Origin of the sequence: Micromonospora sp. RHAY321 (assembly GCF_023896955.1) — a bacterium.
GTDB lineage: Bacteria > Actinomycetota > Actinomycetes > Mycobacteriales > Micromonosporaceae > Micromonospora.
Window position 1 is genome coordinate 259,009 of the sequence record NZ_JAMHIW010000008.1, and the last position, 23,669, is coordinate 282,677.

Genomic DNA, 23,669 nt, shown 5'->3' on the forward strand with positions numbered 1-23,669 from the left:
GACTCCGGTCCGGGGCTTCCGCATGTCCAGCCACCGTCGCTGGCGGCCGTGCCGGCGGCGGCGGCGGTCAGTCCGACCGGTCCGAGCGATGGGTGGGCCGCACCGGATCGGCGTCGACCACCACGCCGGTGACGCTGTGCGAGATCCACTCGACCCGGGCCCGGCCGACCACCGGCTCCATCTGCCGGCGGAAGCGGTCCCGTTCCTGCTCGGGCACCAGCGCGGCGGAGCGGACCACCATCGCGGCCACCATGTCGTTGAGTTTGACCATCGCCGCCACCACGGCCGGCAGCACCAGCACGGCCCACCAGGTGACCAGTTCGGCGAGCGCGAGCAGCACGGCCAGCGCGATGGTGCCCTCGAAGAAGAGGAAGCAGAGCACCCCACCGGGGTTGACGAACCGCAGGCCGAGGAGCCGGGCGTAGAGCGGCCGGTAGCGCTCCTCGTCGGCCGGGATGGTGGCCCACGCCGTACGGTTCGGCCCGGTCACCGGCTGCTGCCCTGCCGGGCCGCCGCCACCGAGAAGACCGCGCGTTCCAGGGCGTACGCCCGGTCGTCCGAGCCGCCCTTGACGGCCGCGTTGCATTCGGCGGCGACCTGCATGGCCCGTACCAGGCCCTCCGGCGTCCAGCCGCGCCCCTGCCGCTGTGCGCGCTCGATCTTCCACGCCGGCATTCCGAGGCTGCTGGCGAGCTGGTACGGGTTGCCCCGCCCGGCCGAAGCCACCCGGGCCACCGTACGCACCCCGTCGGCCAGGGCGTCGGCGATGGGCACCGGGTCGACCCCGACGTGCAGAGCCCAGCGCAGCGCCTCCAGAGCCCCCGGCACGTCGCCGACCATCGTGGCGTCCGCCACCGTGAAGCCGGTCACCTCGACCCGGCCCCGGTAGTAGCGGGCTACCGTGTCGGCGCCGATCCGCCCGTCGGTGTCGGCGATCAGTTGGGAGCAGGCGGCGGCCAGCTCGCGCAGGTCGTTGCCGACGGCCGCGATCAGCGCCTCGGCGGCGTCGTCGGTGCACTTGCCGCCGAGCCGGCGGATCTCGTCGCGGACGAAGGCCACCCGGTCGCGGTGTCCCTTGAGCTTGGCCGCCGGGACCACCGTCGCGCCCGCCGACCGCAGCCCGTCGGCGAACGCCTTGCCCTTGGCGCCGCCCAGGTGCAGCACCAGGAGCTGGACCTCGGGGTCGGGGTTCTTCGCGTACGCCAGCAGCGCGGCGACCAGGTCCTTGCGGGCGTCCTGGCCGGAGCGCAGGATGAGCAGCCGCCGCCCGCCGAACAGCGACGGGCTGAGCATCTCGGCGATCTCGCCGACGGTGAGCGCACCGGCCTGGTACTCGCGGACGTCCACCTCGGGATCGACGCTGCGGACCCGTGCGACAGCTTCGGTCACGGCGCGCGTGGCGAGCAGTTCCTCGTCACCGAGGACGAGCAGAATGGGGGCGAGGTCGGCGGGGGTCACGCCGCCCATATTCGCACGGCCCACGGCGGGATCGTGCCTGGTCATTGGCTGCTCAGTCGGCGCAGCCCGCACTCAGTGCAAATCCCGACATTCATCGTAATCCACCGCACAATCCTCAATACACCCACCATTTCGTCGGTGATGCTGCAATTTCCACGAACCTCTGTTGCCCGTCGTGGGCCGGTTCAGGGTTGCCGGCCCGGTGGCACGCCTCGGCGGACCACCGCCAGGCCGGCGCCCGTCCGGATCGCCGCCACGTCACCGTCGGTGTCGGTGCGGAGCACCCGGGCGCCACCCCTGCTCAGCCGAGCGAGCAGCCCCGGGTTGGGGTGCCCGTAGGTGTTGCCGGTGCCCACGGTCACCAGCGCGACGGCTGGCCGTATCGCGTCGAGGAACTGCGGGTCCTGGTACGCCGAGCCGTGGTGGGCGACCTTCAACACGTCGGCGCGCAGGTGGCCCGGCGCGACCCGCGCCAGCACCGCGTGCTGCTCCTCGGTCTCGGCGTCGCCGGGCAGCAGGATCCGCACCCCGGCAACGGTGGCGCGCAGCATCAGTGAGTTGTTGTTCGGGTCGGATCTGGTGCCGGCCAGCGGGTACGGCGGGCCGAGCACGAGCAGGTCGACCCCGCCGACCGGATGGCGGGCACCGGCCACGGTGGTCAGCAGTGGGGCCCGCCCGGCGGTCGCCACCGAATGGACCAGATCCCGGCCGCCCGCCGGATCCGTCGACGGTGGCGTCAACACGGCCATCACCCGGCGGCCCCGGAACACCCCGGCCACCCCGCCCACGTGGTCGGCGTGGAAGTGGCTGACCACCAGCAGCGGCACTTCCCGCACGCCGAGCCGCCGCAGGCAGCCGTCCACGGCCGCCGGCTCCGGCCCGGCGTCCACCACGACAGCCCGACCGGGGGCGACCGGCAGCACCAGCGCGTCGCCCTGACCGACCGCGCAGGCCACCACCACCCAGCCGGGCGGCGGCCAACCGGAGGCCACCAACCGGACCGGGAGGGCACCGAGCAGCGCGGCGACAGCCACCACCGCCACCAGCCGGCGCACCAACGGCCGGCGAACCGCGACCAGCAGCGCCACGGTCAACGCGGCCAGCAGCAGGGCACCGGACACCCCGCCCGGCCACGGCAGGGTGCCGGCCGGCAGTCGGGCGCCCTGTCTGGCGATGACCACCAGCCACCAGGCCGGCCAGCTCGCCAGCCATGCGGCGAACTCGGCGCCGGCGGGCCAGACGGGCGACACGGTGGCCGCCACCACGCCCAGCACGGTCGCCGGCGCGATGGCCGGCACCGCCAGCAGGTTCGCCGGCACCGCCACCAGGCTGACCGTGCCGGAGAGACCGGCGACGACCGGCCCGCAGGCCAGTTGCGCGGCCGCCGGGACGGCCAGCGCCTCGGCCAGCCCGGCCGGAACGCCCCGTCGGCGCAGCCCGTCCCGCCAGCGGGGGGCGAGCAGCAGCAGACCACCGGTGGCGAGCACGGACAGCGCGAACCCGGCATCGCCGGCCAGCTCCGGGTCGGCCAGCACCAGCACGGTGATGGCGGCGGCCAACGCGGGCAGCGCGGCCCGGGGTCTGCCGGCGGCCAGCGCGGCGAGCCCGATCGCTCCCATCGTGGCGGCCCGGACGACACTCGGCGACGGGCGCACCAGGATGACGAAACCCACCAGTGCCACCCCGCAGAGCCCGGCGGCGAGCCACGGGCCGGCCCGCGCCCACCGGGCCAGCAACAGCACCGCCCCCACCACGATCGCCACGTTGCTCCCGGAAACGGCGTTCAGATGCGTCATGCCGGTGGCCTGGAAGTCCTCCTCGACGCCGGGCGGCAGCCGGCTGGTGTCGCCCACCACCAGCCCTGGCAGCAGGCCGCCCGGTTCGTCGGGGAGCGGTTCGCAGGCCCGTTGCAGGCCGGCGCGCAGCGTCCCGGCGGCGCGCTGGGCCCAGGACGACGCACCGCGCCGCTCGGGAGGACCGTTGGTGCTGAGCACCGCTGCGGTGAGGTCACCGCCGCGTGGAACGCCGAGCCGGCCGTCGGCGGTGAGGCGCTGCCCGGGCAGCAGGCCCCGCCAGGCCGGATCGGTGGCCAGAACCAGCAGCCGCACCGACGCTCGGACCCGTCGGCCGTCCGGACCGGTGAGCCGGACCAGCTCGGTCGGCACCAGCAGCATGCCCGGCCGCCCGGCGGACCGGATCGGGCGTGGATCGTCCCGGACGACCAGGTCCGCGGTGACCGGGGCGCGCTGCTCAGCCAGGAGGCGGATCGGCGGTGCGTCCCGGACGGCGAGCCGGGCGGCGGTGGCCGTCGCGCCGCAGACCACTCCGAGGCCGACCGCGACGGCGATCCAGCCGTAGCGGCGGACGGTCGCCCCGGGGCGGCCGAGGCGGCCGAGCAGGTGCAGGGCGCCGACCACCGTGGTGGTGGCCGCAACCGCGGCCACCACCAGGAGCGGGCGGGCGCCGAGGTGCAGGCCGGCAAGCGCGGTGAGCCAGGCGGCCACGGCGAGCCCGGCCAGCCGCAGGTCCGGCGGCGAGGGATCCGGCGGCTGCGCACGGGCGGCGGGTGGGGCGTTCACACCGTCACCAGGTCCTTGAGCTGCTCGTAGCGTGCGTCGCCGATCCCGTCGACCTGGCGCAGGTCACCGACGGACTTGAAGCCGCCGTGCTGGTCCCGGTGGGTGAGGATGCGCTGGGCGAGCACCGGCCCGACCCCGGGCAGCGCGTCGAGCTGCGCCAGCGTGGCGGTGTTGAGGTTCAGTGGCCCGGCGGCGGGTACCGCCCCGCCCGCCGCCGGGCCGGCCGGACCATCCGGCACCGGCGGTGGTGTCACCCCGACCACGATCAGTTCCCCGTCGGTGACCTTGCGGGCGGGGTTGAGCAGCGCCACGTCGACACCGGGCAGCGCCCCACCGGCCGCCTGCACGGCGTCGGCGAGCCGGGCGCCCGCCGGCAACCGCACCAACCCGGGCCGGCGAACCTTGCCGGCGACCGCCACCACCAGCTCGCCCGAGCCGGACACGCCGGGGTCGCCAGCCGCCGAGGTGGCCGGAGCGGCCTCGCTGGCCAGCGGGGCCACCGCCTCCTGCTGCGGCCTGGACCGCCAGGCCCACCCGGCGGCGGCCAGCACCACCACGGCGGCGACGACGGCCAGCGCCCGCACGCCACGCCGCCCGGGGTCGAACGCCCGAGGCCCGGGAAGCCGCGACCCCGCCGAAGCCGTCAGGCCGTCCGGAGTCGGAGGTAGGCCGGCCTCCAGCTCCGCGAGCGGCGGCATCTCGACGAGGGGTGACGGCATGCCCCTGGGAGGTACGCCCGACAGTGGTGCCCCCTCGGGCGGCTGTCCCCCGGCCGGCGGGTAGGCCAACCGGCGCAGGCGCTGGCGTACCTCTGTCTCCTCGTCGTGCGACACGACGCGACGCTATGGCGGCGGACGCGGGCAGCGGGCGGGCTGTGGTCGTCCTGTGGACAAGCGGCGCCACTGTGGACAACCGCCTGATCATGCCTCCGTCGTGCTAGCGGTCGTCGGGGTTTGAGGGTTCACCGCGAGGCCATGCGCTGCTGATCGGGAAAAGTCTCAACCGATGTTTCAAGGGTACGTTTGAGCCACATGAGCCAGGACATTCGAGACTTCGTACCCGAGCCATGTGACCTTCTCGCCCTCGGCGAGCCGACCCACCAGGAGCCCGCGTTCGGCGCGGTCCGCAACGAGCTCTTCGCCCAACTGGTCGAGCTCGGCTTCCGTTCGATCGCCCTGGAGACCGATCGCGTCGCGGCGCTCGCGGTCAACGACTATGTCCTGCACGGCACCGGAGACCTCGACTCGGTGATGACCGAGGGGTTCTCCCACGACTTCGGCGCCCTGGACGCCAATCGGCGGCTGGTCGCCTGGATGCGGGAGTACAACGAGGATCGACAAGCTCAGGAGCGCCTGACCTTCCACGGTTTCGACGCCCCGACCGAGAACACCAGCGCACCCAGCCCGAGAAGCTACTTCGAGTACGCACGCGACTATCTCCACGTCGAAAACCTCGACATCGCCGGCATCGCCGGAGACGACCTTCGCTGGAGCCGCGATGAGGCGATCCTCGACTTCGCCCTGTCCATGGGCACCAGTCCCGAGGCAGAGCGGCTGCGAAAGATCGGCGAGGATCTGCTCACGAAGCTGTACGCCCGCGCACCGGAGCTGATCGCGAGGACCTCACGCGCCGAGTGGCTCCGGGCCAAGACGCACCTCGATGCCGGCCTCGGGCTGCTGCACTACCACTGGCAGGCGGCGCAGCCCCTCGCCCAGAGCGATCGGATCTGCCTCCTGCTGACCACGCGGGACACGCTGATGGCGCGCAATCTGCTCGACATCCGCAGCGTCGAGGCGGGGCGCGGCCGGACGATGGTCTTCGCCCACAACACGCACCTGCAACGAAACGGAAGCACCTGGAGCGTGGGCGACACGAGCGCCAACTGGTTCGGTGCCGGGGCCATCGTCGACTCCCTGCGGATCGGGAGCTACCACTTCATCGCGGCCAGCCTCGGACGCAGTGAGGCCCTCAAGCTGGGCGAGCCCGAGCCGGACACCTTCGAGGGTTTCCTGCAACACCGCATCACCGGCTGGGGCCTGATCCCGGCCACCGAGGTCTCCCCCGCTCGCACCCGCACGGACACCCTCCCGCAGCAGGGCTATTTCCCGCTCGTCCAGGCGACCGTCGACGGAGCAGACGCGATCCTGCACATCACCGGCTGAGGGACGGCATTCACCAGGCAGGCACCTGCCGATGCCGGCGGGATCCAGCGAGCTGCGCCCCGGCCGTCCGAATCATTGTGACTACAGCCATGCGGCTACTGCTCGCTCCTGACCAGGCTCGGCGAGTCCGACTCTCCCGACAGCTTCGCGCTGACCAGCGAGGTGAGCACCGACAGCACAGCGGCGCCGGACGCGATGCCACCAGCCGCCGCCCAGTCCGCCTGCCACGCGTTGAACGCGACGTCGGCGCCCCAGTAGAGCAGCAGACCCTGCGCGGCGCTCTTCACCGCCCGCTCGGCGGTGGCCTTCCAGAACTTCGTGGTGAACATGGTGATGCCTCCGGGGATAGGTTCGCGGAACGGCCCATGTGCCAAGAATGCCTGGTCAGGAGCGGTTGGTGCTTGTCGCGTTGTTCGGGGTTGGCCGGTCGCCCCACCTTCGAACCAACCGGGAGCCCCACGCCCATCAACACTCTGAGGCGGGCCGCTGGGCTGATAGCGTCGCCGGTCGTGGACAGCGCTGCTGACTTACAACTCGCGTTCGACACGTCGGATCTGGCGGCGGATCTCGCGCTCGCCTACTTCGAGTCCGGTGTCTCCGCAACGCTGAAGGCCGACGGCACACCAGTCACGGAAGCCGACCGGGCAGTCGAGCGGCTGTTTCGCGAGATGTTGTCTGCGGCGAGGCCAGAAGATGCCCTTCTCGGCGAGGAATTTGGTCGCCTCGGCCAGTCCGATCGGGTCTGGATCATCGACCCGGTTGACGGCACGTCGTTCTTCAGCCGGGGAGATCCGAACTGGCGAGTGCACATCGCGCTGGAGGTTGCCGGGAGCACCGAGCTCGCGGCCGTCACCGCTCCTGCGTTGCGACGCTGCTGGTGGGCGATCCGGGGCGGCGGCTCTTTCGAATCATCCTGGCCCCGTGAGGAGGCCGAACCGAAACGCCTCGAAGTCAGCGCCACGTCGATGTTGGCTGAGGCTCGGTTCGATGCTCTGGACAATGCGTCCAGATCCATTCTCCCACCGAGTGCCCGCCCACCAGCGAGCCCTCTCCCGCTCGTCGAGCTTGTTCGTGGCGAGATCGATGCTTTCCTGGTCGAGCGCTACCACATCTGGGATCACGCGCCATGGATCCTTCTCGTCGAGGAAGCAGGCGGCCGTTTCACCGATCGAACCGGAGGACGTGCGGGCGATCAGGGCGGTGGCCTGTACTCCAACGCCAACCTGCACAGTCAGTTGCTCACCGCGCTCCAATACCCGGCGCGCCCCTGACCGTCAGGACCAGGCGGCCTCCGGCGGTGACAGATAAGCCCCGGCACACCCGTCACGGGTGACCGGGGCTCTCCTTGCCTCTGGTCAGCTTGCGGTGCCGATCCCCTTGGCCAGGTTCACGAAGCTCCGCCAGGCCGCCGGCCCGAAGGTCAACGTTCCGCCGTCCCGGTCCTTCGTGTCGCGGACGAGGACGACGCCGGGAAGGTTGTCGGCGACCTCGACGCACGCCCCACCGTTCGAGCTGCTGCGGGTGCTGGTGCGCCAGCGGGCGCTGGTCAGGTCATCCATGCTCGCGCTCTCATCAGATCGATGGTCAGGTCTCGCGGTAGCGCTACCGATCTCACGGTATCCCACACCGCCCACAACGGAGCAACGTCATTACTGATGCGCCCCGATGCCTGGTCGTCGAGGTAGCCGACATCGTCACCTGCGGGTGTGCTGGCGATGACGAACGGTCCTGCTTGCCCGGGATGGAATCCAGCCGTCAGCGGGACTACGTGAACCATGATGGCTGGCCGCTCGGCGAGCGCTATCAGGTGATCTATCTGCTCGATCATGATGTGGGGTTGCCCCCGGCGTAGTGCGGCCTCGTCGATGACGAAGACGGTGAGCGGCGGACGAGGCCGATTGAACACAGCAGCCTGACGGCGGAGGCGGGTCTCGACGTGCCCTTGGATATCGTCGCCGGCCCAGTGCCCACTGCTCAGCACTGCTCGCGCGTACGCCTCGGTCTGAAGGAGGCCGGGTAACACAGCGGACTCGTACCACCGCAATGCGACAGCCTCGCGCTCGATGTCGGTCCACGGCCGGAACCATGCTGGTTCTCGCCGCTTGAACAGGTCGGGCCAAAGGTCCGTCTCTTCGCGGCCGAGGATCGCCGCCACCTTTGCCCGATGGCGAGTCTGCGGAATACGTCCCGGGTTGGCCCACTTGGCTGCCGTCTTCGGGTCGACGCCTATCTGACCTGCCAGGCTGTCCGCCGTCTCGCCCGATGCCGACATCGCTTCGATGACCGCGTGGTTCATCTGAATCCTCCCCGGAACGTTCTGCACGTCCACAGGAGATATTGCTACGCAGTGTGTTGGTTCGGCAACAGTTGGCAGGGTGCTTCGTAGACGGCGTGGCCGGCAGGGACCCGAACCCGGCGGACGCGTTCGTAGCGGGGCCGCCCTGCGGGCGAGCACTCACCGGGGCGGCCCCTCCCAACGAGTTCGAGGGGCGCACTGTGCCGAATGACAAGCCGCAGCCGAAGCCCACTGGACCGCCACTGACGCCACCGCCAACGTCGCCGCCCGCCCGCCCCGTCGTGCCGGGCCGCATCGCGCGCAGCGTTCGGTCCGGCGACGTCCTGCTGCTAACCCGTGCGGCGAGCCCGCAGTTCTTCCGACCCATCACGGTCCGGGTCATCCGGGTGCTGGACTGGATCGCGTACGACGGCTGGCTGTGGATCGACGCCTACCAGCTCCGGCCTGACGGCATGGCGCTGGCCCGACGGTCCCTGTACGTCATGCCCGGGGGTGCGCAGTTCGTGGTCGCCCCTGCGGTCGTTCCGGGACGCCGCCGCTCGGTTGGCCGGACCACGGTGAGGGTCGGCGGATGACCGGGCGCTCGGAACACCCCGTGCTCAAGCCATCCTGGCGCTGCCGAACCTGCGGGATCGCCTGGCCCTGCTCGGCCGCGAAGCTGCGTCTCCTCGGCGAGTACCGCGATGACCGTCCGGCCCTGCTGGTGCATCTGGCGTCCCTTCAGGAGGAAGCCGCCCGCGACCTCACCGCGCTGAACCCGAGCAACCCGCCCGTCAACCTCACGGACCGCTTCGTCGACTGGGCTCGCGCCCGCTGACGGGAGAAACGACCCGACCGTGACAACGGGCTCAGCGGGCCTCCGGGTCGAGGCCGAGCACGGCCCGTCCCCCGTCCACCGGCAGGGTGACCCCGTTGATGAAGCTCGCCGCGGGCGACAGCAGGTACGCGACGGCCTCCGCCACCTCGTCGGCCCTCCCGATCCGGCCGACGGGATGCAACCGGGCCAACTCGGCGTCGATCCACTCGGCCTGGGTGGGCTCCTGCGCGGCCAGGAAATCGGTGTGGCGTTCGGTGGCGATCGAGCCGAGCGCGACCGCGTTGGCGCGGATGCCGTGCCGTCCGTACTCGACGGCCAGCGCCCGGGTCAGCCCCTCCACCGCGGCCTTCGCCGTCGAGTACGGCAGGGCGCCTGACACCGGTCGGTGGGCCTGGTGCGACGAGACGTTCACGATGGCTCCACCCGCGCCGGCGGCCAGGAACCGGCGGACCGCCACGGCGGCGCCCACCACGGCCGGGCGCAGGTTCTGCCCGATGAGGTCCAGCACCGCGTCGGCCGACGTCGAGTGCAGGGAGGCGTCCCGGAACACCGCCGCGTTGTTCACCCAGCCGGTCAGCGGCGCGGCCCGCTCCGCCAGTTCGGCGGCGCGCTCGGCCACCCGCTCGTCGCCCGCGTCGCCGACCACCGCGATCAACCGGTCGGCGGCACGGTGCCCGGCCAGCCAGTCCAGCGCTTCGGCGTCGTGCTCGATGACGACGACGATGCCGTCGGTCGCCGCCAGCCGTTCCACCACGGCACGGCCCACACCACGGCCACCCCCGGTCACCACGCACGACGTGGGCACGGCTCAGCCCTTCGGTCGGCGGTGGACGACGACGCAGGCCAACCCCGGACCGGCGTGCGCGGCGACCACGGCGCCCGCCTCGGAGACGTACGTGTCGTGCAGCCGCTCACCCAGCCGTTGGGTCAGCGCGGCGAGCAGCGCCTCGGCCCGTTGCGGCGCCGCCAGGTGGTGCACTCCGAGGTCCACCTCGTCGTCGCCGGCCGCCTCGACGGCCAGGTCGACCAGTCGGGCGACTCCCCTGCTGGCGGTGCGCACCTTCTCCCGCAGCACGATCGCGCCGTCCGGCATGTGCATGATCGGCTTGACGGACAGGGCGGTGCCGAGCAGCGCCTCGGCCGCGTTGATCCGGCCGCCCCGGCGGAGGAACTCCAGCGTGTCGACGTAGAACCAGACGGTGGTCCGGGCGACGGCGGCGAGCGCCGCGTCGCGTACCCCGGTCAGGTCGGCGCCGGCCTCGGCGGCCCTGGCGGCCGCGATGGCCGGGAAGCCGAGGCCCATGCCGGCCGAGCGGCTGTCGACCACCTCGACGCGGCCGTCCAGGTCGGCGGCGGCCAGCCGGGCCGCCTCCACCGTGCCGGAGAGGCCGGCGGAGAGGTGCACCGAGACGACTCCGTCGGCGCCGGCGTCGAGCAGCCGGCGGTACGTCTGCGCGAACTGTTCGGGTGCCGGCCGCGAGGTGCTGGCCGTGACCCGCCGGCCGCTGAGCGCCCGGGTGGCGTCGGCGGGCTGGGTCTCCACCCCCTCCAGCCCTTCGGCTCCGTTGAGCACGACGGTCAACGGGACGACGGTCAGTCGGTGCGCCTGCACCAGGTCAGGCGGAAGGTAGGCGGTGGAGTCGATGACGACCGCGACGGGCATGCCCGGCACGCTAGCCGATCGGGGCGCCGAACGCCGAGGCGCGGGCGGACGCCGGTCAGCGGAAGCCGGCCCGCGCGCGACGGCGGTCAGAGCGCGTCGACGACGGCCGGCGCGCTGACCACGCCGACGTTGTGTGCCCGCAGTTGCCAGCCCCGGACGTCGTCGTGCCGCAGCTCGGTCCAGTGGCAGTTGGCCAGTGAACCGATGGTGCGCAGCACACGGTGGTCCCAGCCGAGCAGGTGACCGACGCCCTGCCGGGAGCCGCCACCGTGGGTGGCGATCACCACGGTGCCGCCGGGCGCCGTGTCGGCCGCCTCCCGCAGCGCCGCGGAGACCCGCTCGCCGAGGTCGCGCAGGGGTTCCAGGTCGGCGCCGGGGGCCGGGTCACCGGCGCGCCAACGGGCGTACTCGTCGGGGAAGCGCTCGGCGACCTCGGTGAGGTGCAGGCCCTGCCACTGGCCGAAGTGCCGCTCGCGCAGCCGGGCGTCGCTGCGGACCGGCAGCCCGGTCAGCGCGGCCAACGCGGCGGCGGTCTCCGCGGCGCGGCTCAGGTCGCTGGACACGATGGCGTCGGGATGCAGCGACGCGAGCAGCGGCGCGGCGGCGCGGGCCTGGTCGCGCCCCAGCTCGTTGAGGGGTACGTCGGTCTGCCCCTGCACGCGGTTGGCGGCGTTCCAGTCGGTGTTGCCGTGCCGCCAGACGATCAGACGGGTCATTCGGCTGCGGTCGACCCGCCGGCCTCGGCCTCGACCAGGTCGCGGTCGACGAACGGGATGGTGGGGCAGTCCTTCCAGAGCCGGTCGAGCGCGTAGAACTCGCGCTCCTCGGTGTGCTGGACGTGCACCACGATGTCGACGTAGTCGAGCAGCACCCAGCGGCCGCCACGCTCACCCTCGCGCCGGATCGGCTTGGCCTTCTCGGGAAGCTCCAGCAGGCGCTCCTCGATGGCATCGACGATGGCGAGCACCTGACGCTCGTTGGGGGCGGCGGCGAGCAGGAACGCGTCGGTGATGGCGAGCTGGTCGCCGACGTCGATGATCGCGATGTCCTGCGCCTTCTTGTCGGCGGCGGCCTGGGCGGCAGCCATTGCCAGCTCGTGAGCGCGTTCGGAAACTGTCACCGTTCTCCTTCGATCAACCGTGCAATCCACCAAGCGTCTCACACCCGGCGACGCCCCGACTTGTCAGTTCTGGCCGTTTACGCGGATGAAATGGGCCATACCGGGCGTCATCAGCGCTGATAAAGGCGCCGCTTGGCGATGTACTGCACCACACCGTCGGGCACGAGATACCAGACCGGCTCGCCCCGGGCCACCCGCGCACGGCAGTCGGTCGACGAGATGGCCATCGCCGGCACCTGGATCAGGCTGACGGTGTCCGCCGGCAGATGCTTGTCGCTGAGCGCGAAACCCGGCCGGGTCACCCCGATGAAGTGGGCCAGCTCGAAGATCTCGTCCAGATCCTTCCAGGACAGGATGCGTTGCAGCGCGTCCGCGCCGGTGATGAAGAACAGCTGCACCTTGGGGCCGTACTCGGCCTGGAGATCGCGCAGCGTGTCGACGGTGTAGGTCGGCCCGCTCCGGTCGATGTCGACCCGGCTGACCTGGAAGCGGGGGTTGGACGCGGTGGCGATGACGGTCATCAGGTACCGATCCTCGGCGGGACTGACCGGCTCGTCGGCCTTCTGCCACGGCTGCCCGGTGGGGACGAAGACGACCTCGTCCAGGCCGAACCGGTCGGCCACCTCGCTGGCCGCAACGAGGTGCCCGTGGTGGATCGGGTCGAAGGTGCCACCCATGATCCCGATCCGCCGGATATCTTCCTCCACCCCGTGATCGTAGGCCGGGCGTCTCGGCGGACCGTTCCGGCCCGTCCGGGAAGCGAGTGGGTCACGGCCGAGGGTCGCGGCGCGATGTTCCGCGCGCCTATACTCGTAGACGAGTAATCGGAAGCGAGGACAGGAGGGTGTCGTGCCGAAGCGGCGCAAGGTCGGCAACCTGCTGGCGCTGGCCGTGCTGTCCGCGCTGGTCCAGCGGCCGATGCACCCGTACGAGATCGCCACCGCACTCCGCGCCTGGGGCAAGGACCAGGACATGGACTTCAAGTGGGGATCCTTCTACACGGTGATCCGCAACATGGACAAACACGACATGATCGAGGCCGTGGAGAGCCTCCGCGAAGGCCGGCGACCGGAACGCACCGTCTACCGGATTACCGACGCGGGGCGGGCGGAGCTGGTCGACTGGGCCCGCGAGCTGGTCTCCACCCCGATGCCGGAGCATCCCCGTTTCCGCGCCGGCCTGTCCGTGCTCGCCGCACTACACCCCGACGAGGCCACCGACCTGCTGCGGCAGCGCCTCGACCGTCTGGAGGACACGATCCGCCAGGAGCGGGAAACGCTCGCCGCGCACCTGCGGGAGATCCCCCGCCTGTTCCTGGTGGAGGCCGAGTACGACCTGGCCATGCGGGGCGCGGAAGCGTCCTGGCTGCGGGCACTGCTCGCCGAGCTGACCTCGGGCAGCTATCCGGGGCTGGCCACCTGGCGGGCCTTCCACGAGACCGGCGCGATGCCGGCCGAGCTGACCGCGCTGGCAGAGAGGACCAGCAACGGAAACGTCGACACCCCCGACTGACGGACGGCTCCGGCGGGGTGCGCCAACACCCCGCCGGAGCCCATACCTCGAACCGACACCTGGGAAGGCATCCGGCCCGAAGCGGCAACCAGAGGATAGCCGGGGTCCCTCCCAGGTCGGTTCGTTCGCGCACACACCGACGAACCCCAGGGAGAGAGCATGACCACGGTACGAACCGCGATCGTCGTCGGCGGCGGCATCGCCGGCCCGGTGACCGCACTCGCGCTGCACCGCGCCGGCATCACCGCCACCGTCCACGAGGCGTACCCCGCCACCGCCAGCGGGGTCGGCGGCATCGGCGGCACCCTCGCGCTCGCGCCCAACGGCGTGGCCGCGCTGCGCACGGTCGGCGCGGACCAGGCGGTGACCGCCATCGCCACGCCGATCGAACGCAGCGTCATGGCCGTCGGTCGCCGCCGCATCGACCTGCCCATGCTGGCCGGGGTGCCGCCTCTGCGCGTGGTGCACCGGGCCGAGCTGCACCGGGTGCTGCACGACCGGGCGGTCGCCGAGGGCGTCCCCTTCGTCTACGGCAAGCGGCTCGTCGACGCCGAGCAGACGCGGAACGGCGTGACCGCCCGCTTCGAGGACGGCAGCACCGCCACCGCCGACATCCTGGTCGGTGCCGACGGCATCCGGTCCACGGTGCGTGGTCTCATCGACCCGGCCGCGCCCGGCCCGAGGTTCACCGGGCTACTCGGCTTCGAGGCGGTGGCCCGGCACGAGATGGAAGTCGAGCCCGGCACGATGACCTTCGCGTTCGGGCGACGCGGCTACTACCTCTACTGGCCGGAGCCCGGGGGCGGCACCCGATGGGGGGCCAACCTGCCACACCAGCGGCCGTTGAGCCTGGTCGAGGCCCGCACGGTGCCGTCGGCGGAGTGGCTGTCCACGCTGCGCACCGCCTACGGCGACGACGATCCGGGCCGGGAGCTGACGGCCACCAGCAGCGCCGACGAGCTCCAGGTGGTCGGCGCGCTCCAGATCATGCCGCCCGTGCCGCACTGGCACCGGGGGCGGATGGTGCTGGCCGGCGACGCGGCGCACGCGCCGTCGAACAGCTCCGGGCAGGGGGCGTCACTGGCCATCGAGAGCGCGGTGCAGCTCGCCCGCTGCCTGCGTGACCTGCCGGACGTGGCGTCGGCGTTCGCCGCGTTCGAGCGGCTGCGCCGCGCCCGCGTCGAGAAGGTGGCGGCCCGCGCGGCCCGCATCAACCAGGCCAAGGCGCCGGGACCGGTCGCCCGGACGCTCATGCCGCTGCTGATGCCCCTGCTGGTGCGCACCGCCATGGACCCGGAGAAGACGGTCGCCCACGAGCAGCGCTACGTCATCGACTGGGACGCCCCGGTCACGGCGGAGCCCGCGCTGCGCTGAACGCCGGTGCGGGGTGGCCTCTCCGGCCACCCCGCACCCGAGGCGTCTCAGGCCGTCGCGGCAGCCACCGCGGTCCGGGCGACCAGCGCGCGGCGCAGGTCATCGTCGGCGTCGGTGACCACCCGACGCAGGCCCGGCGTCAGGTCGTCTCGGGCCAGCAGCGCCGCGGCCGCCTCCCGGGTCGGCTGCGCGACCGCGTAGCGGGGGAACGCGAGGGAGGCCACCCGGTCGGCCGTCCACGCGGTACGCCGATGCGCGGCGGCCGGCATGTCCGCGAAATACCGCTGCACGTACGCGGCGGTCAGCTCGGGCTGCTCGGGTTGCCAGAACCCCTCGGCGGTCGCCTCCAACAGTCGGTTGGACAGCTCAGTATCCCGCACGATGATGTCCCATGCCGCCTGCTTGGCGACCGGGTCGGGCAGGGCGGCCCGGCAGCGGGCGGCCCGCTCCGCGCCGGTGGCGCTGGGGTCGGCGGCCGCCTCGGCGGCGATCTCCGCCTCGCCGGCGGCGCCCAGCACCACCAGCCGGCGCAGCACGGACCAGCGCAGCTCGGCGTCGACCTTCAGCCCCGCCGGCACGGCCCGGCCAGCGAGCCAGCCGGTGAGCAGGTCCGCGTCCGTGGTCGCGGCGATCCAGGCCCGCGCGGCGGCGAGTTGCAACGACTCCCCCGCCGGTGCGCCGTCGAGAAGCTGCCAGCACGCCCCGGCGACCCGGGCCAGCGCCGCGGACCGGGTCAGCGGGTCGAGGTAGCGGTCGACCAGCGAGCGGCTGAGAGTGAGCACGTCCTCCGCGATGATCACCTCGGTCTCGGCGGGCAGCGCCGCGACCATCAGGTCGACCAGGCCGGTGACCGGCCGCTCCCCGTCGGTCGCCGCGTCCAGCGCCTCGCTCCAGAGCACCGCCCGCGCCAGCGGATCGGCCAGCCCTGGCAGCACCAGCGGCACGGCGTCCGCCGACGCCGGGTCGAGGCGCACCTTCGCGAACGTGAGGTCGCCGTCGTTGGGCAGCAGCAGCCGGGCCGCCGGCTGCCCGGCCAGCTCGCCGAGCACCGTCCGGCCGCCGTCGGTGACCGGGTCGAGGTCCACCTCGTCGCGTCGCACGGTGCCGTCCGCCGAGTAGCGGCCCACACCGATCCGGTGCGGGCGCAGCACCGGGTACGACTCGGGCGCGGTCTGCACCACGGCCACCTCGGTGTAGCGGCCGTCGGCGTCGACGGAGACCTCGGCGCGCAGCGTGTTGACCTGCGGCCGGCGCAACCACACGTCGGCCCAGCCGGACAGGTCCCGGCCGCTCGCGGCGGTGAGACTGGCCAGCAGGTCGGCGAGGGTGGCGTTGCCGAAGCGGTGCGCGGCGAAGTGCGCGTTCAGCCCGGCGAGGAACGCCTCGTCACCGAGCCACGCGACCAGTTGCCGCAGCACGCCGGCGCCCTTGGCGTACGAGATGCCGTCGAAGTTGAGCAGGCCCTCGTCGGTGTCGGCCACCTCCTCCGGGGCGACCGGGTGGGTGGAGGGACGCTGGTCGGCGGCGTACCCCCAGGCCTTGCGGCGCATGGCGAAGGTGGTCCACGCCTGGTCGAACCGGGTCGCCTCGGCGGTGACCCGGGTGCCCAGGTATTCCGCGAAGGACTCGTTGAGCCACAGGTCGTCCCACCAGCGCATGGTGACCAGGTCGCCGAACCACATGTGTGCCATCTCGTGGGCGATGGTGGTGGCCCGCAGCTCGCGCTGGGTGTCGGTGACCGCCGAGCGGAACACGTAGTCGTCGCGGAACGTGACGATGCCCGGGTTCTCCATGGCGCCGGCGTTGAACTCCGGCACGAACGCCTGGTCGTACTTGCCGAACGGGTAGCGCTCGGTGAAGAGCTGGTGGAACCGGTCCAGGCACTGCCGGGTGATGGTGAAGATCTCCTCGGCGTCGGCGTCCAGGTGCTCGGCGAGCGACCGGCGGCAGTAGATGCCCAACGGGACACCGTCGTGCTCGGCCCGCCGCACGTGGTACGGCCCGGCGATCAGCGAGAAGAAGTAGGTGGCCAGCGGCGCGGTCGGGGCGAACTCCCAGCGACCGGGCGAGGGGTTGGCGGCCAGCTCGGCGTTGCTGGCGACCGTCCACTCCGGAGGGGCGGTCACCGCGAGGGTGAACGACGCCTTGAGGTCGGGCTGGTCGAAGGCGGCGAAGACGCGCTGCACGTTGTCGAGGAACGTCACCGCATAGAGGTAGGTCTCACCGTCGGCCGGGTCGACGAAGCGGTGCATCCCCTCCCCGCTGTTGGAGTACGCCATCTCCGCCTCGACGACCAGGGTGTTCTCCGCGTCGAGGCCGCTCAGCGGCAGCCGGTTGTCGGTCAGCACGCCGGGGTCGACGTCGCGGTCGTTGAGGCGTACCGCCAGGAGTGTGGCGGGTTTGATCTCGGCGAAGGTCGCGGTGCCGGGGGTCGCCCGGAACCGGATCTCGACACACGAGCGGAACAGGTCGGCGCCGCCGGTCAGGTCGAGGTCCACCTGATAAGACTCGACAGTAATCGCCGCGCCACGCGCGGTCGCCTCTACACGGGTCAGGCTGGGCATCCGCTTATCCTGCCCGATGGGGATCCGCACACGGTCACCACACGACCCTCGGCACTGGAGGAAAGAACCATGGCGCAGCACCCCAAGGGCGACTTCGACCTCTCTCGGGCGGTCTGGCAGCGGGCCGAGGGGGACACCTCCGACAGCGCCGTCGAGGTCGCGTTCGTCGACGACCTGATCGGCATGCGCAACTCCGCCGAGCCGGAGGGGCCGGTGCTGGTCTTCACCCAGGCCGAGTGGGACGCGTTCGTCGCCGGCGCGCAGGACGGCGAGTTCGACCTGGACTGACGGTCGGCCCGGTTCGTTGACCGCCGTGCCGGTGCCCCGCCTCGGGACACCGGCACGGCGACGCTGGTGGTCGACCGGCGGTCACCCATCGCCGGGGCCGTCACCGTCGCCCCAGCCCAGGCCGCCGGGGCCCGGGGCGTGGTGGAAACCTGGATGGTCGGCCACGTCGACGCAGCGCTCCCCGTCCGGCCCGACCGCCCCGCAGAACAGCCGCTCGGCCCGGTGCCAGGCGTCCGCCGGTGACAGGGCCGCCGCACCGAGCGCCAACTCCGGGCGGAGCAGGCTCAGCGACTCGGCGTACGCCACGGCCACCTCACGCGCGTCGGCCGCGCCCGGCGCGGTGAAGCCCAGATGCACGGTGAAGAACCGGTGCGGCCGGGTCGGTCGCCCGGGCGGACGGATCAGCCCTGCGCCGTCCCGCCTCCGGCCGATGCCGAGCGCCCCGACCGCCCGCCGCTGCCGCCAGTACGGCGACCTGTTGTCCCGCATCCACCCTCCCCGTGATCCGTGGTCGCGGCCACGCCGCCGGCCACCCGGCCCCGGCCCCCGTTTCCGGCCGGCCACCCACCGAGTAGCCAACCAGTTTTCCGCGCCGGTGGGAGGGGCCAGCGGACGCCGATCCGGTGGCCGTCGCGAACCGGGCGGACGGCTCCCACCGCGTCGGGCCGCGGCGGGGTTCAGGAGCGCCGACCTGGGTAGACGCACCGGGCACCCGCGCGTGAGGAGACCCGATGGCGACCATGCCAGTCGACCGCAGCCCCGAAAGCACGCTCGCGTTCCTCCGCGCCGGCTACCGGTTCGTCAGCGACCGCTGTGACCGGTACGGCAGCGACATCTTCCAGACCCGGATCCTGCTGACCCGGACGATCTGCATGCGCGGCCGGCCGGCGGCGGAGCTGTTCTACGACACCGAGCGCTTCCAGCGGCGCACGGCGATGCCGCTGCGGGTGCAGCGGACCCTCACCGGCCGGGGCGGGGTGCAGGGGCTGGACGGCCCGGAGCACCGGGACCGCAAGGCGATGCTCATGTCGATCATGACCCCGACCGCGATCCGTCGGTTGGGTCAGCTCTTCGACGACGGGTGGCAGGCCCGCCTCCCCGCGTGGGAGGCCGCCGCGCCGGTGGTCCTCTACGACGAGTTGGGCCGGCTGCTCACCCGGACGGTCTGCGCCTGGGCCGGGGTGCCGCTGGCCCCGTCGCAGGTCGACCGCCGTACCGTCGACCTGCACGCCATGATCGAAGCCCCGGCGATGGTCGGCCCCCGGCACTGGCGGGGTCTGCTCGCCCGTGGCCGCGCCGAACGCTGGCTCGCCGACGTCATCGAACGCACCCGGGTCGGCACGCTCTCCGTGCCGGACGGCAGCGCCCTGCGGGTGATCGCCGAGCACCGCGACTCCCGGGGCCGGCTGCTCCCCCGGCGGATCGCCGCCGTCGAGCTGCTGAACGTGCTGCGGCCGACGGTCGCCGTGGACCGGTTCATCGTCTTCGCCGCCCTCGCCCTGCACGACCACCCCGCGTGGCGGGACCGGGTCCGCGACGACGACGAGACCACCGGGCAGTTCGTCCAGGAGGTACGCCGCTACTACCCGTTCTTCCCGCTCGCCGCGGCCCGGGTCCAACACTCCTTCGACTGGCAGGGCCACCACTTCCCACAGGGCCGGCGGGTGCTGCTCGACCTGTACGGCACCAACCACCACCCGGCCCTCTGGCCGCAGCCCGAGCTGTTCCGCCCGGAGCGGTTCGCCGGCCGCCGCGTGGACCCGTTCGAGCTGGTCCCGCAGGGCGGCGCCGACCCCGACACCGGGCACCGCTGCGCGGGTGAGTGGATCACCATTGACCTGATGAAGCGGGCGGTCACCAACCTGACCAGCACCATGCGCTACGAGGTGCCCCCGCAGAACCTGGCCCTGGACCTGCACCGGATGCCCGCCCTGCCACCGACCGGCCTCATCCTCACCAACATCCGCCGCACCGCCGGAGCCGAGCGCACCACCGCGTCGACCTCACAGGCGCCGCACCGACAGGACTGACCCGGCGGGTCACGGCGACGGCACCTGCGAGACCAGCGCGTAGCGGCTCAGGGGTGCAGGACCGAGCGGAGGCAGCCGTCCTGCTTCTTCTCGAACAGCTCGTAGCCCTCGGCGCCCTGCTCCAACGGGAGCGGGTGGGTCGCCAGATAGCCAGGGTCGATCTCGCCGGCGGCGAGCCGGTCGAGCAGCATCGGGATGTAGCGCTGCGCGTGCATCTGCCCCATCCGCAGGACGAGCGCTTTGTTCATCGCCGCGCCGAGCGGGAACTTGTCGATCAGACCCGCGTACACGCCGACGATGCTCACCGTGCCGCCCTTGCGACAGGCCATGATCGCCTGCCGGACCGAGGTGGGCCGGTCGGTCTGCAACCGCGCCGACTGCTTCACCCGGTCGTACCCGTACGCCGCTCCGACGTCGTGCGACTCCATGCCGACCGCCTCGATGCAGGCGTCCGGCCCACGGCCGGCGGTCAACTCCCGCAACGCCTCCAGCACGTCGGTCTCCGCGTAGTTGATCGTCTCGACGCCGACCCGGTCGGCGGCCGTCGCCAGCCGGTCAGGGAACCGGTCGATCATGATGACCCGCTCGGCGCCGAGGAGTTGCGCCGACCGGGCCGCCATCTGACCGACCCCGCCCGCACCCCAGACCGCGACCACCTCGCCGCCGGTCAACCCGCAGAAGTCCGCGGCCATCCAGCCGGTCGGCATCGCGTCGGACGCGAAGACCACCGAGTCGTCCGGCACCCCGTCGGGCACCGGGAACGCGCCGACGTCGCCGAACGGCACCCGGATGTACTCGGCGTGCGAACCGGAGTAGCCGCCCGCCGCGTGCGAGTAGCCCAGGATCCCGGCCGGCGAGTGCCCCCACAGCTTCTCCGTGAACACGGGCTGCGGGTTGGAGTTGTCACAGAGGGAGTACTGCTCCGTCCGGCAGTACCAGCAGCCGCCACAGGCGACCACCGACCCGACCACCACCCGGTCGCCGACCCGGTGCCGCCGTACGCCCGGCCCGGTCTCCACCACCTCGCCCATGAACTCGTGGCCGAGGATGTCGCCCTCCCGCATCGCCGGCAGGTACCCGTTGATCAGGTGCAGGTCCGAGCCGCAGACGCTGCTGGCCCGCACCCGGACGATGATGTCCCCGTCGGCACGGACCTGGGGCTCCGGCACGTCGCGTACCGCCAGCTTGCCGACGCCTTCCCAGCAGAGCGCCCTCACGCCCGTCCTCCCGTCATCAGCTTCTCCCGGACCTTGTCGGTCGCCTTCTCCTGCGCCGGGCTCCGGCCGGACGGGTCGCGCCGCGTGTCGATCACCTGGCCGCACTCGATGAGCGCCTTCACCCGGCGCAGGGTGTCCCGCAACGCCAGGTCCGGCTCGTGGCTGGTGACCAGGCCGAACGCTCGGCGCAGCGGGCCGGAGCGGTACCGCAGCTCGGCCCGGATCTCGGTGCCCCGACCCTGCGGGGCGTCGGCCAGTTCGACCCGCCCCTCCTGCGGCACCGGACCGTCCTCCACCCGCCAGCGCAGCGTCCCCGGCCCGTCGACGGTGATCTCCGCCCGCCACTCGGTGCCCCCGTCGGACGGGTCGCGTGCCACACAGCGCCAACGCTGGTCGTCGAGCTGCTCCAGGACCGCCCACCCGACCAGCGCCTGGTCCAACCGTTCCCGGTCGGTCCAGAAGCCGATCACCGCGTCCCGGGGCCGGTCCACGGTCACCCCGCGGCGCACGACGTACCAGCCGTTCTGCCGCTCGGGCTGGTGCCGGTGGCGGCGGCGCGCCACCGTCCGCCCCACGCCGACCGCGGTCGCCGCGGTGACGCCGAGCAGCGCCCACCTCGTTCCGTTGGTCATGTCGTCTCCTCCACCCGGGGGCCCGGGAATGGACCGCCCGCACCCGCAGCGCTACCCGACGTCGACCTGTCGAAACGACATACCGGTTTGATCGGCCGGAATGCGGGCACCTGCTGCGGACGTCCCATCCCACGTCCGGGAGGAAGCGGTGCCCTTCGACGCCAGCGAGTACGGCCGACACATACCCGCCGACGTCTACGACGACGCCTTCGCGCACCTGGACCCGACCGAGGCGGTCGACCGGCTGGCGGCGCTCGCCGAGGGCGGGCCGGTCTGCGAGTTCGGGATCGGGACCGGCCGGCTGGCGCTGCCGTTGCAGGAGCGCGGGCTCACCGTGGCCGGTGTCGAGGGATCGTCGGAAATGGCGGGGCAGCTGCACAAGAAGACCGGCGGCGACCGCATCCAGGTGGCCATCGGCGACTTCGCCTCGACCCGGGTGCCGGGCGAGTTCAGCCTGGTCCTGCTGGCGTTCAACACGATCTTCGCCCTGCCCGACCAGGCCGCCCAGGTGGCCTGCTTCCGCAACGCCGCCGCCCACCTGCGACCCGGTGGCCGGTTCGTCGTCGAGGCGTGGGTGCCCGACCCGGGCGCTTTCCGGGCCGGCGCGGCGCTGCGGCCGGTCCGGGTGGCGCAGGACGAGGTGCTGCTGGAGGCGGCCCTGCTGCACCCGGCCGAGCAGCGGATGACCACCACGAAGGTCCGGCTGACCGGCACGGGAGTGGACCTGCTGCCCGCCAACCACCGTTACGCCTGGCCCGCCGAGCTGGACCTGATGGCCCAGCTCGGCGGGCTCGTCCGTGAACACCGGTGGGCGGACTGGACCGGCCGGCCCTTCGCCGACGACAGCCGCGACCACGTGTCGGTCTACCGCCGGCCGGTGTCGGCATGAGCGCCCCGACCCGTCCTGCCGGCCCGCCCGGCGGCCCCGGGGACCGCCGCCACGGCACCACCCGCCCCGGCGGCACGCCCGCCCCGGCCGGGGGCGCGCCGCTCGCCGGCGGCCGGGCCGCACAGCGGCGTCGGGCGGGTGTCCGGTCGCCGCACCTGCCGCTGGCGTACGTGCTGCCGCTGCGCTGGTCCGACGACGCCGGCCTGGCCGAGCTGACCGACTACCTGCGCTGGTTGGGTGGCCGGGTCGAGGTGACCGTGGTCGACGGATCGCCGCCCGACCTGTTCACCCGGCACGCCGCCGCATGGCGGGGGCTGGTCCGGCACCTACCGCCCGACCCGGCCCTGCGCGGGGTGAACGGCAAGGTGACCGGGGTGCTCACCGGCGTCCGCGCCGTCCGCCACGAACACGTGGTGATCGCCGACGACGACGTGCGCTACGACGAGGTCGCGCTGCGCGAGGTCCACCGGCTGCTGGGTCGGGCCGACCTGGTACGGCCGCAGAACTACTTCGACCCGCTGCCCTGGCACGCCTGGTGGGACACCGGGCGGACGCTGCTCAACCGCGCGCTCGGCGCCGACTACCCGGGCACCCTGGCGGTACGCCGGAGCACGTTCCTCGCGATGGGCGGCTACGACCCGGACGTGCTCTTCGAGAACCTGGAGCTGATCCGCACCGTGCGGGCGTACGGGGGCACCGAGGCGACGCCGCGCGGCCTGTACGTCCGTCGGTTGCCGCCGGACGCCGCGCACTTCCGCGGCCAGCGCGTACGCCAGGCGTACGACGACCTGGCCCAGCCGGCCCGCCTGCTGACCTCGCTCGCGGTCGTGCCGGCGCTGGTGGCGGCGGTCGCGTCCCGCCGGCCGGGGCTGCTGCTCGGCGCGGCGGCCACCACCGTCGGCCTGGCCGAGCTGGGCCGGCGGCGGGCCGGCGGCGGCGCGGTCTTCCCGCCGAGCACCGCGCTGGCCGCGCCGCTGTGGCTGCTGGAGCGCGGCGTCTGCGCCTGGCTTGCCGTGGGCCGGCGGGTGCTGTTCGGCGGCGTCCGCTACGCCGGCGGCCGCGTCCGCC

General features: G+C 72.9%; 26 protein-coding genes. 10 read left to right on the forward strand and 16 right to left on the reverse strand.

Annotated features, from left to right (window positions below; all coding sequences use genetic code 11):
• Positions 1–67: 67 nt before the first annotated feature.
• The 4 genes from M8C17_RS19615 to M8C17_RS19630 form a co-directional block, all read right to left on the reverse strand.
• Positions 68–490 (reverse strand): hypothetical protein, encoded by a 423-nt coding sequence (locus M8C17_RS19615; RefSeq protein ID WP_252417948.1) that lies wholly within the window; start codon positions 488–490, stop codon positions 68–70.
• A complete protein-coding gene (gene holA, locus M8C17_RS19620; RefSeq protein ID WP_252417986.1) occupies positions 487–1,467 on the reverse strand; it encodes a DNA polymerase III subunit delta in 981 nt (326 codons plus the stop codon). Before holA ends, M8C17_RS19615 begins: the two co-directional genes overlap by 4 nt.
• A gap of 176 nt (positions 1,468–1,643) precedes the next feature.
• On the reverse strand, positions 1,644–4,037 hold the full coding sequence (locus M8C17_RS19625) for a ComEC/Rec2 family competence protein (protein WP_252417949.1): 2,394 nt from the start codon (positions 4,035–4,037) through the stop codon (positions 1,644–1,646).
• Positions 4,034–4,870 carry a ComEA family DNA-binding protein gene (locus M8C17_RS19630; RefSeq protein WP_252417950.1) on the reverse strand — a complete coding sequence of 279 codons (837 nt, stop codon included), beginning with the start codon at positions 4,868–4,870 and terminating at the stop codon, positions 4,034–4,036. Before M8C17_RS19630 ends, M8C17_RS19625 begins: the two co-directional genes overlap by 4 nt.
• A gap of 198 nt (positions 4,871–5,068) precedes the next feature.
• On the opposite strand from M8C17_RS19630, the gene M8C17_RS19635 reads away from it, so the two are divergent.
• Positions 5,069–6,199 carry an erythromycin esterase family protein gene (locus M8C17_RS19635; RefSeq protein ID WP_252417951.1) on the forward strand — a complete coding sequence of 377 codons (1,131 nt, stop codon included), beginning with the start codon at positions 5,069–5,071 and terminating at the stop codon, positions 6,197–6,199.
• Between the two features lie 95 nt (positions 6,200–6,294).
• Here the strand turns inward: M8C17_RS19635 and M8C17_RS19640 are convergent, their stop codons facing one another.
• Positions 6,295–6,528 (reverse strand): holin, encoded by a 234-nt coding sequence (locus M8C17_RS19640; protein WP_252417952.1) that lies wholly within the window; start codon positions 6,526–6,528, stop codon positions 6,295–6,297.
• Positions 6,529–6,708: 180 nt separating this feature from the next.
• Between M8C17_RS19640 and M8C17_RS19645 the strand changes: the two genes are divergently transcribed.
• On the forward strand, positions 6,709–7,470 hold the full coding sequence (locus M8C17_RS19645) for an inositol monophosphatase (RefSeq protein ID WP_308209505.1): 762 nt from the start codon (positions 6,709–6,711) through the stop codon (positions 7,468–7,470).
• Positions 7,471–7,554: 84 nt separating this feature from the next.
• Here M8C17_RS19645 and M8C17_RS19650 read toward each other — a convergent pair whose 3' ends face one another.
• Entirely contained in the window at positions 7,555–7,758 is a 204-nt protein-coding gene (locus tag M8C17_RS19650; protein WP_252417953.1) for a DUF397 domain-containing protein, read from the reverse strand.
• Entirely contained in the window at positions 7,746–8,495 is a 750-nt protein-coding gene (locus M8C17_RS19655) for a DUF5753 domain-containing protein (RefSeq protein WP_252417954.1), read from the reverse strand. Before M8C17_RS19655 ends, M8C17_RS19650 begins: the two co-directional genes overlap by 13 nt.
• Positions 8,496–8,788: 293 nt before the next feature.
• Here M8C17_RS19655 and M8C17_RS19660 point away from each other — a divergent pair, with 293 nt between their 5' ends.
• Together M8C17_RS19660 and M8C17_RS19665 are read left to right on the forward strand one after the other, a co-directional pair.
• Positions 8,789–9,070, forward strand: a complete 282-nt coding sequence (locus tag M8C17_RS19660) for a hypothetical protein (RefSeq protein WP_252417988.1) — start codon at positions 8,789–8,791, stop codon at positions 9,068–9,070.
• Complete coding sequence (locus M8C17_RS19665; protein WP_252417955.1) at positions 9,067–9,312, forward strand: flavin reductase; 246 nt, start codon at positions 9,067–9,069, stop codon at positions 9,310–9,312. Before M8C17_RS19660 ends, M8C17_RS19665 begins: the two co-directional genes overlap by 4 nt.
• Before the next feature lie 31 nt (positions 9,313–9,343).
• Here the strand turns inward: M8C17_RS19665 and M8C17_RS19670 are convergent, their stop codons facing one another.
• The 5 genes from M8C17_RS19670 to nadD all read right to left on the reverse strand — a co-directional run bounded on the left by M8C17_RS19670 (position 9,344) and on the right by nadD (position 12,802).
• Positions 9,344–10,117 carry an SDR family NAD(P)-dependent oxidoreductase gene (locus tag M8C17_RS19670; protein ID WP_252417956.1) on the reverse strand — a complete coding sequence of 258 codons (774 nt, stop codon included), beginning with the start codon at positions 10,115–10,117 and terminating at the stop codon, positions 9,344–9,346.
• Between the two features lie 3 nt (positions 10,118–10,120).
• Positions 10,121–10,975 carry a DegV family protein gene (locus M8C17_RS19675; protein ID WP_252417957.1) on the reverse strand — a complete coding sequence of 285 codons (855 nt, stop codon included), beginning with the start codon at positions 10,973–10,975 and terminating at the stop codon, positions 10,121–10,123.
• Positions 10,976–11,061: 86 nt separating this feature from the next.
• Complete coding sequence (locus M8C17_RS19680) at positions 11,062–11,691, reverse strand: histidine phosphatase family protein (RefSeq protein WP_252417958.1); 630 nt, start codon at positions 11,689–11,691, stop codon at positions 11,062–11,064.
• Positions 11,688–12,095 carry a ribosome silencing factor gene (gene rsfS, locus M8C17_RS19685; RefSeq protein ID WP_252417959.1) on the reverse strand — a complete coding sequence of 136 codons (408 nt, stop codon included), beginning with the start codon at positions 12,093–12,095 and terminating at the stop codon, positions 11,688–11,690. The genes M8C17_RS19680 and rsfS overlap by 4 nt, the downstream gene beginning before the upstream one ends.
• Positions 12,096–12,205: 110 nt before the next feature.
• Complete coding sequence (nadD, locus tag M8C17_RS19690; RefSeq protein WP_252417960.1) at positions 12,206–12,802, reverse strand: nicotinate-nucleotide adenylyltransferase; 597 nt, start codon at positions 12,800–12,802, stop codon at positions 12,206–12,208.
• Positions 12,803–12,944: 142 nt separating this feature from the next.
• On the opposite strand from nadD, the gene M8C17_RS19695 reads away from it, so the two are divergent.
• Both M8C17_RS19695 and M8C17_RS19700 read left to right on the forward strand, forming a co-directional pair.
• The gene (locus tag M8C17_RS19695) at positions 12,945–13,607 is read left to right on the forward strand and encodes a PadR family transcriptional regulator (protein WP_252417961.1); all 663 of its coding nucleotides are present in this window, start codon (positions 12,945–12,947) and stop codon (positions 13,605–13,607) included.
• Positions 13,608–13,766: 159 nt separating this feature from the next.
• A complete protein-coding gene (locus M8C17_RS19700) occupies positions 13,767–14,981 on the forward strand; it encodes an NAD(P)/FAD-dependent oxidoreductase (protein WP_252417962.1) in 1,215 nt (404 codons plus the stop codon).
• Between the two features lie 47 nt (positions 14,982–15,028).
• Here the strand turns inward: M8C17_RS19700 and pepN are convergent, their stop codons facing one another.
• A complete protein-coding gene (gene pepN, locus M8C17_RS19705; protein ID WP_252417963.1) occupies positions 15,029–17,545 on the reverse strand; it encodes an aminopeptidase N in 2,517 nt (838 codons plus the stop codon).
• Between the two features lie 69 nt (positions 17,546–17,614).
• On the opposite strand from pepN, the gene M8C17_RS19710 reads away from it, so the two are divergent.
• Positions 17,615–17,833 carry a DUF397 domain-containing protein gene (locus tag M8C17_RS19710; protein ID WP_030491749.1) on the forward strand — a complete coding sequence of 73 codons (219 nt, stop codon included), beginning with the start codon at positions 17,615–17,617 and terminating at the stop codon, positions 17,831–17,833.
• 81 nt (positions 17,834–17,914) lie between these two features.
• Here the strand turns inward: M8C17_RS19710 and M8C17_RS19715 are convergent, their stop codons facing one another.
• On the reverse strand, positions 17,915–18,322 hold the full coding sequence (locus tag M8C17_RS19715) for a hypothetical protein (protein ID WP_252417964.1): 408 nt from the start codon (positions 18,320–18,322) through the stop codon (positions 17,915–17,917).
• A gap of 242 nt (positions 18,323–18,564) precedes the next feature.
• On the opposite strand from M8C17_RS19715, the gene M8C17_RS19720 reads away from it, so the two are divergent.
• The gene (locus M8C17_RS19720; RefSeq protein ID WP_252417965.1) at positions 18,565–19,863 is read left to right on the forward strand and encodes a cytochrome P450; all 1,299 of its coding nucleotides are present in this window, start codon (positions 18,565–18,567) and stop codon (positions 19,861–19,863) included.
• A 47-nt stretch (positions 19,864–19,910) separates the two neighbouring features.
• Here the strand turns inward: M8C17_RS19720 and M8C17_RS19725 are convergent, their stop codons facing one another.
• Together M8C17_RS19725 and M8C17_RS19730 are read right to left on the reverse strand one after the other, a co-directional pair.
• A complete protein-coding gene (locus M8C17_RS19725; protein ID WP_252417966.1) occupies positions 19,911–21,080 on the reverse strand; it encodes a zinc-dependent alcohol dehydrogenase in 1,170 nt (389 codons plus the stop codon).
• The gene (locus M8C17_RS19730; RefSeq protein WP_252417967.1) at positions 21,077–21,712 is read right to left on the reverse strand and encodes a cyclase; all 636 of its coding nucleotides are present in this window, start codon (positions 21,710–21,712) and stop codon (positions 21,077–21,079) included. Before M8C17_RS19730 ends, M8C17_RS19725 begins: the two co-directional genes overlap by 4 nt.
• Before the next feature lie 148 nt (positions 21,713–21,860).
• Here M8C17_RS19730 and M8C17_RS19735 point away from each other — a divergent pair, with 148 nt between their 5' ends.
• Both M8C17_RS19735 and M8C17_RS19740 read left to right on the forward strand, forming a co-directional pair.
• Positions 21,861–22,601: a class I SAM-dependent methyltransferase gene (locus tag M8C17_RS19735; RefSeq protein ID WP_252417968.1), complete on the forward strand. Its 741-nt coding sequence runs from the start codon at positions 21,861–21,863 to the stop codon at positions 22,599–22,601.
• The coding region (locus tag M8C17_RS19740; RefSeq protein ID WP_252417969.1) for a glycosyltransferase family 2 protein at positions 22,598–23,669 on the forward strand (1,072 nt) is incomplete at its 3' end. The genes M8C17_RS19735 and M8C17_RS19740, both read left to right, overlap by 4 nt.

What these genes read in the sequence shown, in the direction of transcription:
- M8C17_RS19700 (WP_252417962.1), top strand. Translation starts at nt 13,767, where the DNA reads ATGACCACGGTACGAACCGCGATCGTCGTCGGCGGCGGCATCGCCGGC.
- M8C17_RS19715 (WP_252417964.1), bottom strand. Translation starts at nt 18,322, where the DNA reads ATGCGGGACAACAGGTCGCCGTACTGGCGGCAGCGGCGGGCGGTCGGG.
- M8C17_RS19665 (WP_252417955.1), top strand. Translation starts at nt 9,067, where the DNA reads ATGACCGGGCGCTCGGAACACCCCGTGCTCAAGCCATCCTGGCGCTGC.
- M8C17_RS19655 (WP_252417954.1), bottom strand. Translation starts at nt 8,495, where the DNA reads ATGAACCACGCGGTCATCGAAGCGATGTCGGCATCGGGCGAGACGGCG.
- M8C17_RS19635 (WP_252417951.1), top strand. Translation starts at nt 5,069, where the DNA reads ATGAGCCAGGACATTCGAGACTTCGTACCCGAGCCATGTGACCTTCTC.
- M8C17_RS19640 (WP_252417952.1), bottom strand. Translation starts at nt 6,528, where the DNA reads ATGTTCACCACGAAGTTCTGGAAGGCCACCGCCGAGCGGGCGGTGAAG.
- M8C17_RS19675 (WP_252417957.1), bottom strand. Translation starts at nt 10,975, where the DNA reads ATGCCCGTCGCGGTCGTCATCGACTCCACCGCCTACCTTCCGCCTGAC.
- M8C17_RS19680 (WP_252417958.1), bottom strand. Translation starts at nt 11,691, where the DNA reads ATGACCCGTCTGATCGTCTGGCGGCACGGCAACACCGACTGGAACGCC.
- M8C17_RS19650 (WP_252417953.1), bottom strand. Translation starts at nt 7,758, where the DNA reads ATGGATGACCTGACCAGCGCCCGCTGGCGCACCAGCACCCGCAGCAGC.
- M8C17_RS19720 (WP_252417965.1), top strand. Translation starts at nt 18,565, where the DNA reads ATGGCGACCATGCCAGTCGACCGCAGCCCCGAAAGCACGCTCGCGTTC.
- M8C17_RS19710 (WP_030491749.1), top strand. Translation starts at nt 17,615, where the DNA reads ATGGCGCAGCACCCCAAGGGCGACTTCGACCTCTCTCGGGCGGTCTGG.
- holA (WP_252417986.1), bottom strand. Translation starts at nt 1,467, where the DNA reads ATGGGCGGCGTGACCCCCGCCGACCTCGCCCCCATTCTGCTCGTCCTC.
- pepN (WP_252417963.1), bottom strand. Translation starts at nt 17,545, where the DNA reads ATGCCCAGCCTGACCCGTGTAGAGGCGACCGCGCGTGGCGCGGCGATT.
- M8C17_RS19730 (WP_252417967.1), bottom strand. Translation starts at nt 21,712, where the DNA reads ATGACCAACGGAACGAGGTGGGCGCTGCTCGGCGTCACCGCGGCGACC.